This is a genomic window from Roseateles sp. 22389, from assembly GCF_052044995.1.
GTDB lineage: Bacteria > Pseudomonadota > Gammaproteobacteria > Burkholderiales > Burkholderiaceae_C > Roseateles.
This window is the reverse complement of the sequence record NZ_JBQEOF010000007.1, coordinates 18,155-30,537: the sequence shown is the minus strand read 5'-3', so window position 1 is coordinate 30,537 and position 12,383 is coordinate 18,155. Positions and strand designations below refer to the sequence as shown.

General features: G+C 67.3%; 9 protein-coding genes. All 9 read right to left on the bottom strand.

The window, feature by feature from the left end:
• Positions 1–19: 19 nt before the first annotated feature.
• Positions 20–1,639: a type I-E CRISPR-associated protein Cse1/CasA gene (locus ACTJKJ_RS11725; protein ID WP_440820533.1), complete on the bottom strand. Its 1,620-nt coding sequence runs from the start codon at positions 1,637–1,639 to the stop codon at positions 20–22.
• The gene (cas3, locus tag ACTJKJ_RS11720; RefSeq protein WP_440820532.1) at positions 1,629–4,337 is read right to left on the bottom strand and encodes a CRISPR-associated helicase Cas3'; all 2,709 of its coding nucleotides are present in this window, start codon (positions 4,335–4,337) and stop codon (positions 1,629–1,631) included. Before cas3 ends, ACTJKJ_RS11725 begins: the two co-directional genes overlap by 11 nt.
• Before the next feature lie 488 nt (positions 4,338–4,825).
• A complete protein-coding gene (locus tag ACTJKJ_RS11715; RefSeq protein WP_091725981.1) occupies positions 4,826–5,011 on the bottom strand; it encodes a hypothetical protein in 186 nt (61 codons plus the stop codon).
• A complete protein-coding gene (locus tag ACTJKJ_RS11710) occupies positions 5,005–5,367 on the bottom strand; it encodes a hypothetical protein (RefSeq protein WP_440820531.1) in 363 nt (120 codons plus the stop codon). The genes ACTJKJ_RS11715 and ACTJKJ_RS11710 overlap by 7 nt, the downstream gene beginning before the upstream one ends.
• Positions 5,368–5,475: 108 nt before the next feature.
• On the bottom strand, positions 5,476–6,411 hold the full coding sequence (gene lpxC, locus ACTJKJ_RS11705; protein ID WP_091725987.1) for a UDP-3-O-acyl-N-acetylglucosamine deacetylase: 936 nt from the start codon (positions 6,409–6,411) through the stop codon (positions 5,476–5,478).
• Positions 6,412–6,435: 24 nt separating this feature from the next.
• Positions 6,436–8,646 carry an ATP-binding protein gene (locus ACTJKJ_RS11700; protein WP_440820530.1) on the bottom strand — a complete coding sequence of 737 codons (2,211 nt, stop codon included), beginning with the start codon at positions 8,644–8,646 and terminating at the stop codon, positions 6,436–6,438.
• Between the two features lie 264 nt (positions 8,647–8,910).
• A complete protein-coding gene (ftsZ, locus tag ACTJKJ_RS11695) occupies positions 8,911–10,146 on the bottom strand; it encodes a cell division protein FtsZ (protein WP_091725997.1) in 1,236 nt (411 codons plus the stop codon).
• 123 nt (positions 10,147–10,269) lie between these two features.
• On the bottom strand, positions 10,270–11,499 hold the full coding sequence (ftsA, locus tag ACTJKJ_RS11690; RefSeq protein WP_091726001.1) for a cell division protein FtsA: 1,230 nt from the start codon (positions 11,497–11,499) through the stop codon (positions 10,270–10,272).
• An 8-nt stretch (positions 11,500–11,507) separates the two neighbouring features.
• A complete protein-coding gene (locus tag ACTJKJ_RS11685) occupies positions 11,508–12,344 on the bottom strand; it encodes a cell division protein FtsQ/DivIB (protein WP_091726003.1) in 837 nt (278 codons plus the stop codon).
• Positions 12,345–12,383: the final 39 nt, after the last annotated feature.

Here is a 12,383-nt window from a genome sequence, read left to right as displayed (position 1 = left end):
GGCGGCAGCGACGGATTGCTCATTCATGGCGTTCTCCTTCCACTCGCGGGCTGGCGACCTGCCGCTGCTGCGCGTAGTGATGAGCCAGATCAGGCAGGACAGGTTTGGAGCCGCGCAGAGCCCCGTGGAAGCGCGACAGCGCGGCGGACTGCGCCTTGTAGCGCTGCATGCCGCTGCGCGGGCCCGCAGTGAATGCCTCGACGAGTACGGCCTCCGCGCGTTCCACCAACCCCAACAGCCACCGCAGACGTTCCGGCGACCTCGCTTCGTTCTCCGCCTCAACCTCCAAAGCAAGGTCAGTGAAGAAGCGTGCATCCTCCCGCGTCTCAAACGGCCGCGCGAAGCGATTGGCGCGCTCGCTGATGCCGTCATTGCGAACGTCCGCATCGCCGTTGGCAAACAACAGCGACAGCGAACTCCATACGAGCTTGCGTACCGCGGCAATCGCCGCGATCCGGTGCTTCGCGATTTCGGCAACCGCCACGCGCTGCGGTCCAGCCAACAGTTGACGCAGCTTCGGCGACACCGGAACGCGACGCTCGTGATAGCCCTCGGTCTTCCCCTGCCCCCTCACGGTGGCCTGGGCCACGACCTCCAGCGCCGCATCCGCCGGCCACCCGTCCAATGACCAGGCCGCGCCGTGTGCAAAACGGCCGCCGCTGAGCAATTCGCTCATCAACCGGTACTCGAAACCGGCGGCAGATACGGTCAGAGCCTTGCCTTCGGACGTCTCCACCGGCATCCACGCGTCGCCGGTGACGCCACTGCGCTCCTTGGCTGCCACGCGGGCCACCTTGCTTCCCGTGACGCGTGCCACGAGGGCGCCGTTGGCACTCAACAGTCGGACGCGACGGCAAACCTCCACATAAAGCGGGTCCAGCGACGACATGTCCAGTGATGTGGTTCCCGCCCAGGGCACCAACCAGAGCAACGCATGCCCGTGATCCGAGGCGTACCCGTGCTCGTCCGCAAGCCGCGCTCGCTGAGCCAGCAGCCGTTGGGTATCGGACAACCATCGTTGGCCCCACGCGCCTCGGGCCGCGATGCCAACACCCGGTCGACTGGCAAAGCCACCATTCATGCGCGAGATCCCGTAATTGCCGGCCCCGAGAAAGCCCTCCTGGGTCTGCAGGCTGACGAGCGCGAACAGCCAGTCGTCAGCCTCGGCGGACCGCGCTCGTGCGCCTTTCACGTCGTGGTTCTTCGACGTGACCAGCATGTCGAGTTCATCGGGCGCCCACAGGAGATTCTTCCAATCCTCGACACGCTCGCCAGGCACTGGCGCCTGCAAAAGAGCAGGCCGATCCGGCGGCGCCACCAGACACCACGCCGAGCCGTCCGGATCGTCCGGCGTCAGGGCCAACAGCCCGCGATGCCAATCCGAGGCATCCGTCCACCCCTGCGTCCGCCCCTCCCGATGTAGCGCAATGGCGGCCAACTGGGTCAGGAACGCGTGCCAGGGATGGCGCTGATGCGGCCTCAGCGCCGGGAAGTCCCGGACTTGGTCGGCAGCCATCGCCGCCATCAGCGCTGGAAGGGTACTGCGTTGCAACTCGCCGTCCGCCACGCAACGCCACCGGATGACCGGCTCTTCCAGCAAGCAGTTCTGCAGGTCAAAGGTCGCCGAGTCATGACGCATGATGGAGGTTCTCCTCGGTGTTCGGCTTCAATCGCTCGACGCCCAGTCGGCTGTAGCGATAGCGCGCCTCGCCAAGACGAAAGGTGAATCCCGGTTCATCCTGCAAGTGCTGCACGCCTTCGGCGGCCGTGTCCGGGGCCAGCCCCGGCGGGACCTGGTGATGCCGCAAGGCCAGTTGGTCCACCGGCTGGCCGAAGGGTCCGATCGGGACCGGCTCCGCAAACGTGACCAGCCGGTCCGCGGCTCCCAGGCGGCTGCCGATGCCGAGTTCGTTCTCCGGAAACGGCACATCCCCAAACGGTTTGTCGAACGGCACGGCATGCAGGTTGGCCACCGTCTTGGTCGCCGCCAGCGCCCCTTCGTATTCCTGGCCGAATGCCACCCATTCGGGCCCCAATTCGAGCGCGATCGCATCCAGGGCTTCGGGATGCGTGGCCAGTTCGACCAACTGCCGGTTGTCAGCCGGGATATCGCGGGTCGGTGCTGCGGCGATCAACCGGCGCGTCGCCTCGAGCACGCGGAGGTCGACGTAGACGCCTCCCATCGCTTGCCCCCTCGCGCGAATCGGACCGATGCCATGACGCTGCCGCCGAAGCATCGGCGACAGGTCATGCCCTGCTGGGACCAGGATCCAAGCACGGGGCTGCTCGAAGCCCGATGGCCGCCGATCGTCTGGCGTGTCCTGACTGGGACGCGCATGGCGGTGCAGGCGACCGAGGCGTTGCAGCAGAACGTCCATGGGACACAGGTCGGTGATGAGCAGATCCACATCGATGTCCAGGCTCTGCTCCAAGGTCTGCGTTCCCACAACGATGCGACCTCCCGCAATCGTGCGGCGCTTGCCGATCTGTGCCTGGACCTCACCGTCAAGCAGCGGTCGGTCCTGCCGACTGAAGCGGCTGTGATGCAGGGTGCTGACGCCGCCGACGCGGAACAGGCAATCAAGCCCCTCGGCGGCATTGAGCCCCTCCACAGCCCGCAAGGTCGCCACCGCGGCGGGTACGGTGTTGCGTACTACCAGCACACGAGCGCCCTGGGCTGCGGCGCGCACTGCGATCGCGGCTACGCGATCCGGCTCGTCAATGATGTCCAGCGCTTCCCAATGCACGGTCTTGTGGCGCGGATTGCCTGTGACCGCGCGAAGTTCCGGACCGCTGGCGCCCCCGCTGCCAATCGCGGGATACGGAAGTGCCACGGCCTGAGCGAGCGGAGGAACACTGGAACCTCGAGGTCTGCCGCCAATATCCAGATAGCGCGTGCGCGCAACTGCGCCCAGCGTGGCGGAAAGCAGTAATGCTTGGCCGCCGCAAGCCACGTGAGCGCGCAGGAGGTGCTCGGACATGCGTGTCATGTAGGCGTCGGACGCGTGCACCTCATCGATGACGAGCAAGCTTCGAGCCAGCAGAGCCTGCCTCAGATGCGCGTGCTTGATCTGCAGGGCTCCAAGCAGGGCTTGGTCCACCGTGCCCACCGCGATCGTCGCAGCCAGGTAGCGCTTTGGAGATTCCGCGGCCCAACGGCGCTCCGCGTCGGCATCGCCGGGTTCGTCGTGCCAAAGCACCCGGAACCCCGGTAGCGGCTCATAGGTATGCCCATCCGCGGCGGTATAGCCGGCCAGGGCGCGGACGACCACAGGCGCCGCCTCGGCCCAGACCCGTTGCACGAAGGCCTGCACGCGCTCGTAGAGTTGGGTCGCCGCGACTCGCGTCGGCAATGCGAAGTAGAGCCCGTCCACGACGCCTGCACGCCACAAATGCAGGAAGCGCCAGAGCGCGGCCTCGGTCTTGCCGCTGCCGGTTTCAGCCTCGAGCACGACCACGGGACCGACGTCGTCCAACGCCATCGCAGCCTGCATGGGCCGCGCCTCCGGAACGCCGAACGCCCGGGTGAAGTCGGCGTGGACGACCCGACGACGCATGGCGGCATCGCCGACGTCGAGACCAATGGCTCGCAGCGCGTGGCGGGCGCGATGACGCGCGGTCTCACCACGTTGCTCTCCGGGGCGGCTGTAGGGAAAGAAGCCTTCTCGCGTGTCGGAGCCGAGCCAGTCCGACAGTTGCACGAGGCCGGCGAACAGGTGGCCGAACGCGGCTGCGTCCGGCAGCGATGACCCGTCAGGCGCGAAGGCCTCCGGATACAGAGCCTGCATGGCGCGGCCCATCTCGGAGATTGCTTCTGCGGGGTCATAGACGGGGCCGTCCTGGCCTTGCACGGGTCGCCAGATGGCCTCGGCGCTGTCTGGCGCCACTGGGCGCCCGTGATGGCTGATGCTGGCATGAAGCAGCGGAAGCACAGCGCTCCCCCACATCTCCATGCGAGAAATCGGCAGTCCGGCAAGCAGACGCGGGGCTTCATGAAGCGCGCCGGAGAAGATGGCCCAGCCCTGGCCGCCATGCCCGCACGCAGCGGCATGCCAGCCCGAGGGCCGCTCAGCCGTGCTTGACCAGTAGCGCCCCTGGAAGCCGGCATTGGCCTTGCCGATGTCGTGCAGAAAGCCCAGTACCGCCAGGCGGGCACGGTCCACGGGTGAAAGGGCCCGGCCGGCAGTCCGTTCGAGTGCTCGCGATATCGCGGGCAGCAACATGAGCTGCTCCAGGACGGCCGCGACGTCGGTCATGTGGTCCAGCAGCGAATGCGCTGTCACCGTTCCGTCCGACGCTCGACTCAGCTTTCCCCAGGGCGTGAACATCGAGTGCATTTGGCGGGCTCGTGAATCTGCTCGAAATGAGCGACCGAAGCCGAGTGCCTAGGCTGCGCTTGCCGGTTCAATCTGAATCTGCGGCGTCGATGCGAGACATCGCGGCAGGTCCACAAGCCCCGCTGTCAACGTCGTCGCGCGACGAGAGACGACACGGGTCGACGTTGTCGCCCCATGGATACCACGCATCCTCGCTGTCATGGCTCCTCCCTGACGCGCCTCAGTCGGGCGCGATGCGATCCGCTCGTGTTCTCTTATCGGATCAAAGCCAATCTAACGACTGCGATACGTGGGTGTGATCGGGGAAACGCCAATCTGCGGCGGTCAGCGTCAGCTCATGGCGCCTGACACTGCGAACAGATGGCTGCCGCTCCCGAGTCAGGTCCAGCGGCAGAAAAGTTGCAGCGGCGGGGCCATGCGCCACCGGCGGACACGGATGGGTCGTCCGAGATCTATCGCGCTTCCCTCACCGCTTCGGTAATGCGCTCTCAAACGAGCAGGATCAACCGCTCCAGGATCAGCACCGAGAACGCGCCGATGCCCGCGATCACGGTCCACTTGATCAGCAGGATCGCGCGGCGGCGCCAGACCGGGCGCTTGGTGGCGATGTAGAGCGCGAAACACAGCAGCCCCGCCACGAGCAGCAGCGCGATGACGGTGCGGACGATCAGCATGGCATCGGCCCTTGCGATTGGGCGGCCGCTGTCGCCAGCTCTTCGAGCGAATAGAAGTAGCGCGCGTGGCTCACCCGCAGCGCCGCCTCGCTCGCTGCGCTGAACAGCACGATCTCGTTCTCACGATCGCTGCCCAGAAGGCTCAACTCCAGCTCCAGCCGATCATCCGCGGCACGGACGTGGTCCGCATCGTCGTACTTGTCGAACCGCAGCAGTTGCTGTGCGCGGCGGTCGTAATGCACCAGAAAAATCATCGGAGCTCCAATCGTTCCGGAATGCTCAGCATGCTGCAGCTTTTCCAGGATCGCTTGCGTGCTTTTGACCGGTCGCTGCGAGAAATGAGCGCCGGTAGTCATCCAGCAACCTCAGATCGGCCGCGGTGACGCACCCTTTCAGTCGTTTGCCCAGCTTCTGCAGCTGGCTCTGACTCAACGGCATGCGTCCCCAATCGCCTCAGCGCAACATCACCACGCCGGCGCCAGCTCGGCGAACCCCGCCGGCGCGTCGCGCTCATCCTCGAAGGTCACGATCTCGTACGCCTCCGCGTCCGCCAGCAGCTCGCGCAGCAGCAGGTTGTTCAGCGCATGTCCGCCCTTGAACGAGGTGTACGCCGCCAGCAGCGGATGCCCCACCACCTGCATGTCGCCGATCGCGTCCAGGATCTTGTGCTTCACGAACTCGTCGTCGTAGCGCAGCCCCTCGGCATTGAGCACGCGGTAGTCGTCCACCACGATCGCGTTGTCCATGCTGCCGCCCAGCGTCAGCCCGCGCGAGCGCATCAGCTCGATGTCCTTGGTCATGCCGAAGGTGCGCGCCCGGGCGATTTCGCGCTTGTACTGGCCGCTGCCCATGTCGAACACGTAATGCTGGCCCGTCGCCGACACCGCCGGGTTGTCGAACTCAATCTGGAAGCTCAGCGTGTAGCCGTGATGCGGCACCAGCTTCGCCCACATCAGGCTCTTGCCCTCGCCCTTGCGCACCTCCACCGGCTTCTTCACCCGCAGGAACTGCTTGGGCGCGTTCTGCAGCTCGATGCCCGCGCTCTGCAGCAGGAAGACGTAGCTCGCCGCCGATCCGTCCAGCACCGGCACCTCGTCGGCGTTGATGTCGATCAGCAGGTTGTCGATGCCCAGGCCCGCGCAGGCCGACAGCAGGTGCTCGATCGTCTGCACCTTGGGCTGGCCGGGATCGCCGCCGGGGCTGATCGTCGTGGCCATGCGCGTGTCGCAGACGCTGTGCGTGTTGACCGGGATGTCGACCGGCTGGGCCAGGTCCACCCGACGGAACACGATGCCGGTGCCGGGCGCCGCGGGCCGCAAGGTGATCTCCACCTTCTGGCCGCTGTGGATGCCGACCCCGACCGCGCGGGTCAGCGATTTGATGGTGCGTTGCTTGAGCATGGGCGGCATTCTCCCAAATCGGGGTCAACCCTGCTGGACGACGGCCTCATGGTCCGCGCGCGCCACCGGCAAGCGCAGCGTCACCACCGTGCCGTGCCCCGGGCTGCTGTCCACCCGCAGGGACCCGCCCAGCACCTTCGCCCGGCGCTGCAGGCCACGCAGGCCGCGCCCCTGTGAAATCGTGCCGACGTCGAAGCCCTCGCCGTCGTCCTCGACCCGGATCTCCACGCGCTTGCCCAGGTCGCGCGTGACCACCCGCACCCGCGACGCCCGCGCATGCTTGAGCGCGTTGGTCAGCGCCTCCTGCATCAGGCGGAGCACATGCAGCGCGTCGGGCGGCTCCAGCCATTCCAGCGGCGGCAGGTCGTGCACGTCCCATTCCAGCTTGAGACCACCCAGCTGCAGCCGCTTGCCCAGCCGGTAGCGCATCGTCGCCAGCAGCGACACCAGGTCGTGGCCGACCGGCTCCAGCGAATCGATCACCAGCCGCAGGTCGTCCACGCATTCGCGCAGCACGTCCACCACCTGCTCCTGCGGCATCGTGCCCTGCTCCACCGCGACCATCGCCGACAGCAGCGAGGAGCCCAGCCCGTCGTGCATGTCCTGCATGATCCGCTGCCGCTCCAGCAGCAGCGCCTGCTGGCGCTCGACCTCGCGCAGCTTGTCGTGCTGCGCGCGCAGCTCGACGCTGCGCTCCTCCAGCCGCTGCGCCAGGTCCTCGTTGGCGCGCTCGACCTGGCGCAGCGCCTCGATGTAGCGGTACTGCACCGCATACAGGAAGCTGGCCAGGATCACCAGCGTCGCGAACGGCATCAGGTAGACATGCTCCGGCCACCACCAGCCCGCCAGCAGGCCGAGGTCGTGCACGCCAAGCGCCACCCCGATCACCAGCGCCGCCGCCATCACCCGCAGCTCGCGCGTGCCCTGGCGCCAGGCGACGCTCGCCACGAAGGCGGTGCCCGCCAGGCCCACCACCGCATTGCAGATGTGCAGCAGCACCAGGGCGTCGAAGCCGCGCCCCCACAGCGGCATCGACGCCAGGCTGGACACCAGCACGAACAGCGCCATGCCGTGTTCGAAGCGCGCGAAGCGCTGCCGCGCGAAGCGCAGCGCGAAGAGGAAGGTCAGCAGCATCACCCACGACATCGAGGCATGGGTCACCCACCAGAACCACTCGAGCGCGTCGCGGGTGCGCGGCAGATCCAGGTGGTAATGCAGGTTGCGGACCAGCCAGGCGACGGTGGCCAGCGAGAACAGCAGGTAGGAGGAATCCTCGCGACGCTTGAACCAGAGCAGCAGCGCGAACAGCCCCAGCGTCACCAGCGTCAGCCCGGTGGCCTGCGGCACGCCGATCTGCAGCACCCAGCGGCGATCGTGGCGCGGCTCCAGGTCCTCGCGCGCGCCCAGCCAGACGCTGGACACCGAGTAATAACCGGCCTGCATCACCGGCACGGCGATGACGACCTCGATCTCGCGCGCCTGCTGGATCTCGGTCAGCGCCGCCGGCAGCACCACCCACAAGGGCCGCACCCATTGCTCGCGCGCGCCGGACTGGTTGTCGAAGACCGGCCGCCAGCCGTCGTCGGTCTTGACCAGCACCGCTGCCGCCAGCGCCACCAGGCGCGGCATGTACAGCGCGACGCTGGTGGGCCAGCGCCCGTTAGGCGCCGCGTAGCGCAGGCGGTACCAGCGCATCTGGAAGCGCGGGGCGGCGCCGGTGGTGGTGGTCGCCTCGCGCTGCTGGAATTCAGGCAGCCGCACCGGTTGCCAGGCGGCGGGGTCCGACGGCGGCAGCAGCGCCTGCGGCAGAGCGCCGTCCTGGCCGTCCATCACGCGCAGCGCGCGCCACCAGGCCTTCAGTTGGTCCTGGGTCCACTCGCTGGTCGCGACCTCGGCCTCGGTCGCGCGCTGGGCGCCAGCGGCCGGCCCGCTGTCGGGCACCGGTCGCGCCGGCCCCAGGGGCGACGCCCGCGTGGCATGCGTGTCACGCGTCGCCCCGGTGAGCGGCATCGAGCTCGAGGCCGTCCCGTTCGAGGCCGGGCCGCCCGGTGCGGCTCGCGTCCCGCTGTCGGCATCGCCCGGTGGACCGATCTGACCGCCACTCGCGGCACGCCCTTGAGACCACGCAGTGACCGGCGCCGCGAGCATCAGCGCGAAGACCATGAGCAAGAGGAACGGCGCCACGGACGACACCATGGACGACGCCAGGATCGACGGCTTCGAGGAACGCGACATCCATGCCTGCCGCACCCGCGCGACCGGCCCACTCGCCGCCGACATTCCATCCTCGCCCTGGACCATGCATTCGCTCTGTCTTGTGATCGGGCGCCAGTGTGCCGAAGTTCACGCAGCGGCACGAGCATTCAATTGCAACAGCCTCCCCCCGAAGGATGGGGGCGCAGCGACGCCGTCGTTCCGCCTTCCGAAAAGCAAAAGAGGCCATGCCCCCGCCAGGGGACATGGCCTTCAAGCTGATGGCGTTCGAGAAAGAGGTCGGTCTCAGTCCGCCTGCTTGCGCAGGAAGGCCGGGATCTCGATCTCGTCCATGCCGTTGGACGACAGCGCCTCCACCTTCGCGGCGGCGGTGCGGCCGTGGCGCCAGACGCTCGGCACGCTCATGCCGCCGAAGTCCGAAGCCGTCATCGGCGCGGCGGCCGGCGCGCCCTGCGCGGCGGCGCTGCCCGGCATCACCACCGGCTGCGTCAGCACCGGCATGTTGTCGGTGCCGGTGCGCAGCTGCGGCTGCTGGACGACGAGCTGCGGTTGCTGGCGCGCCGCGGAACGCTGGCTCAGGCCAGTCGCGATCACGGTGACGCGCAGCTGGTCGCCCAGCGATTCGTCGTAGGCGGTGCCGTAAATGATGTGCGCGTCTTCAGCGGCGTAGCGCTTGATCGCGGTCATCGCGTTACGGCTCTCGGCCAGCTTGAAGTTGTTGCGGCTCGCCGCGATCAGCACCAGCACGCCACGCGCGCCCGACAGGTCGATGCCTTCCAGCAGCGGGCAGGCCACGGCGCCTTCGGCGGCCTTGGTCGCGCGGTCCGGACCGGCCGCGACGGCCGTGCCCATCATCGCCTTGCCCGGCTCGCTCATCACGGTCTTCACGTCTTCGAAGTCGACGTTGACCAGACCCGGCATGTGGATGATGTCGGAGATGCCGCCGACCGCGTTCTTCAGCACGTCGTTGGCGTGCGCGAAGGCCTGGTCCTGCGTGACGTCGTCGCCCAGCACTTCCAGCAGCTTGTCGTTGAGCACGACGATCAGCGAATCGACATTCGCCTCGAGCTCCTGCAGGCCCAGGTCCGCGGCCTTGCCACGGCGGTTGCCTTCGAACTCGAACGGCTTGGTGACCACGCCGACGGTCAGGATGCCCATCTCCTTGGCCACGCGCGCGATCACCGGCGCCGCGCCGGTGCCGGTGCCGCCGCCCATGCCGGCGGTGATGAACAGCATGTGCGCGCCGGTGATGGATTCGCGGATGCGGGCTTCCGCTTCCTCGGCGGCCGATTTGCCGACCTCGGGTTTCGCGCCGGCGCCCAAGCCGGTATGGCCCAGTTGCAGGAGTTGATCGGCCTTGGAGCGATTCAGGGCTTGGGCATCCGTGTTGGCCACGATGAATTCCACGCCCTGGACACCTTGGCTGATCATGTGCTCGACCGCGTTGCCGCCGCCGCCGCCCACGCCGATCACCTTGATCTGGGTGCCCTGATCAAACTCTTCGATCATCTCGATCGCCATATCAAACCTCCTGTCCATATTGTGCAGTTGCCATCAGCAAAATAGAAGTGGGATCGGCCCTTTTTTAGGGGGCAAAACCCTCGAACGTCGTAAAGAAAGCGTGAGCCGATGAGTTCCGGCTTCTTAGAAATTTCCCAGGAACCAGTCTTTCGCGCGGCCGAACAGGGTCTTCACCGAACCCGCCTGCTGCGCCGCCTTGAATCCCCGTGTGCGCGAGAGCCGCGCTTCCTCCAACAAACCCATCACGGTCGCCGAACGGGGATTGGCAACCATGTCGAACAGCGCGCCGCCGTAAGTCGGATTCCCGCGACGCACCGGTTTCAGGAAAATGTCCTCGGCCAGTTCGACCATGCCCGGCATGACCGATGAACCGCCCGACAGCACGATGCCCGAGGACAGCAGTTCCTCGTAGCCGGAATCCCGGATGACCTGATGCACGAGGGAGAAGATTTCCTCCACGCGCGGTTCGATCACCCCGGCCAGTGCCTGTTTGGACAGCATGCGCGGCGCCCGATCGCCCAAACCCGGGACTTCGACCTGGTCGGCGGGATCGGCCAGCAATTGCTTGGCCACGCCATGCTCGACCTTGATTTCCTCCGCATCCTTGGTCGGGGTGCGCAGCGCCATCGCGATATCGCTGGTAATCAGGTCGCCGGCAATCGGAATCACCGCGGTATGGCGGATCGAGCCGCCGGTGAAGATCGCCACGTCGGTGGTGCCGGCGCCGATGTCGACCAGCGCCACGCCCAGGTCCCGCTCGTCGGAAGTGAGTGCAGCCAAACTGGAGGCGCTCGGGTTCAGTACGAGCTGCTCGACCTCCAGCCCGCAGCGGCGGACGCACTTGACGATGTTTTCCGCCGCGCTCTGGGCGCCGGTCACGATATGGACCTTGACCTCCAGCCGGCCGCCGCTCATGCCGATCGGCTCCTTGACCTCGTGGCCGTCGATGACGAATTCCTGCGGTTCCACCAGCAACAGGCGCTGGTCGTTCGGGATATTGATGGCCTTGGCGGTTTCCACCACCCGGGCGACATCCACCGGCGTCACTTCCTTGTCGCGCACGATGACCATGCCGGTCGAGTTCTGGCCGCGGATATGGCTGCCGGTAATCCCGGTGTAAACCCTCGAAATCCGGCAGTCGGCCATCATTTCGGCCTCTTTCAGCGCCTGCTGGATGGACTGGACGGTGGCATCGATATTCACCACGACGCCGCGTTTCAGGCCATGGCTGGGCGCCACGCCCAGGCCGGCGATGCGCAATTGGCCGTCCCCCATCACCTCGGCCACCACCGCCATGATCTTGGCGGTGCCGATGTCCAACCCGACGACCAAATCCTTGTATTCCTTGGCCATGCCTGTCCTCAATTCTTCTTGGCGCCCTTGGGCGCAGTGGTAACCGTCGTCACGCCGGCGAGCCGGACCGCATATCCGGATTCGTGGCGGAGGTCCGCCGATACCAACGAGGTGCGGTAGCGGGCGGTGATCTGCGGAATGCTGGCGATGAACTGGCCAAACCGGGCCACGACTTCAGCCTCGCTGCCCCGGCCGAGTTCAACGACCGCTCCCTTTTCCAGCGTGGCTTTCCAGGAACCGCGACCCGACAAATCCAGCCGGGCCACCCCTTCATCCAGTTTCCCGTGGGTCATGGGATCGAGCTGGCGCCACATCGCGAGCATCGCCGCCGACGATTTGGCCGGCCCGGCCAGGGTCGGCAGGTCCTCGTCCTCGACATCGCCCAGATTCGCCTCGAAGACCTCGCCGAAACTGTTGACCAACCGGGTATCGACGACCGCATCGCTGTCGGCATCGGCGTTCTCGGCCTTGGTTTCCCAATAGGCGGCGGGGCGGTGCTCCTCGAGCGCCACCACCAGGTGCAGCGGCCAGACGCGGCGCACCGTCGCATGACGCACCCAGGGCACGGCCTCGAAGGCGGCGCGCGCCTGCTGCAGGTTCATCGTCAGGAAGTTGCCCGACAGCCGCGGCAGCGCGTTCGCCCGCAGCGACGCGCTGCTGTTGCGGCTCACGTCGCCCTCGACGGTGATGGACTTGATCGAGAACGCCGGCTGCCGCGCCAGCCAATGCACCCCCACCGCCGCCGCGGCCAGCGCCACGGCGAGCAGCAGCAGGCCGGCCACCCCGTTCATCACGCGGATGTCCGGCGGCAGCGGGCTGGCGGTGTGGGTGAAGGTGGCGCCCATGGGAGGGGTGGTGGCGGTGGCTTGGGGGTGTCCTGTCAG

Excerpts from the sequence above, each read along its gene's own strand:
- ACTJKJ_RS11725 (WP_440820533.1), bottom strand. The coding sequence starts at position 1,639 with ATGCGTCATGACTCGGCGACCTTTGACCTGCAGAACTGCTTGCTGGAA.
- cas3 (WP_440820532.1), bottom strand. The coding sequence starts at position 4,337 with ATGCACTCGATGTTCACGCCCTGGGGAAAGCTGAGTCGAGCGTCGGAC.
- ACTJKJ_RS11715 (WP_091725981.1), bottom strand. The coding sequence starts at position 5,011 with ATGCTGATCGTCCGCACCGTCATCGCGCTGCTGCTCGTGGCGGGGCTG.
- ACTJKJ_RS11710 (WP_440820531.1), bottom strand. The coding sequence starts at position 5,367 with ATGACTACCGGCGCTCATTTCTCGCAGCGACCGGTCAAAAGCACGCAA.
- lpxC (WP_091725987.1), bottom strand. The coding sequence starts at position 6,411 with ATGCTCAAGCAACGCACCATCAAATCGCTGACCCGCGCGGTCGGGGTC.
- ACTJKJ_RS11700 (WP_440820530.1), bottom strand. The coding sequence starts at position 8,646 with ATGTCGCGTTCCTCGAAGCCGTCGATCCTGGCGTCGTCCATGGTGTCG.
- ftsZ (WP_091725997.1), bottom strand. The coding sequence starts at position 10,146 with ATGGCGATCGAGATGATCGAAGAGTTTGATCAGGGCACCCAGATCAAG.
- ftsA (WP_091726001.1), bottom strand. The coding sequence starts at position 11,499 with ATGGCCAAGGAATACAAGGATTTGGTCGTCGGGTTGGACATCGGCACC.
- ACTJKJ_RS11685 (WP_091726003.1), bottom strand. The coding sequence starts at position 12,344 with ATGGGCGCCACCTTCACCCACACCGCCAGCCCGCTGCCGCCGGACATC.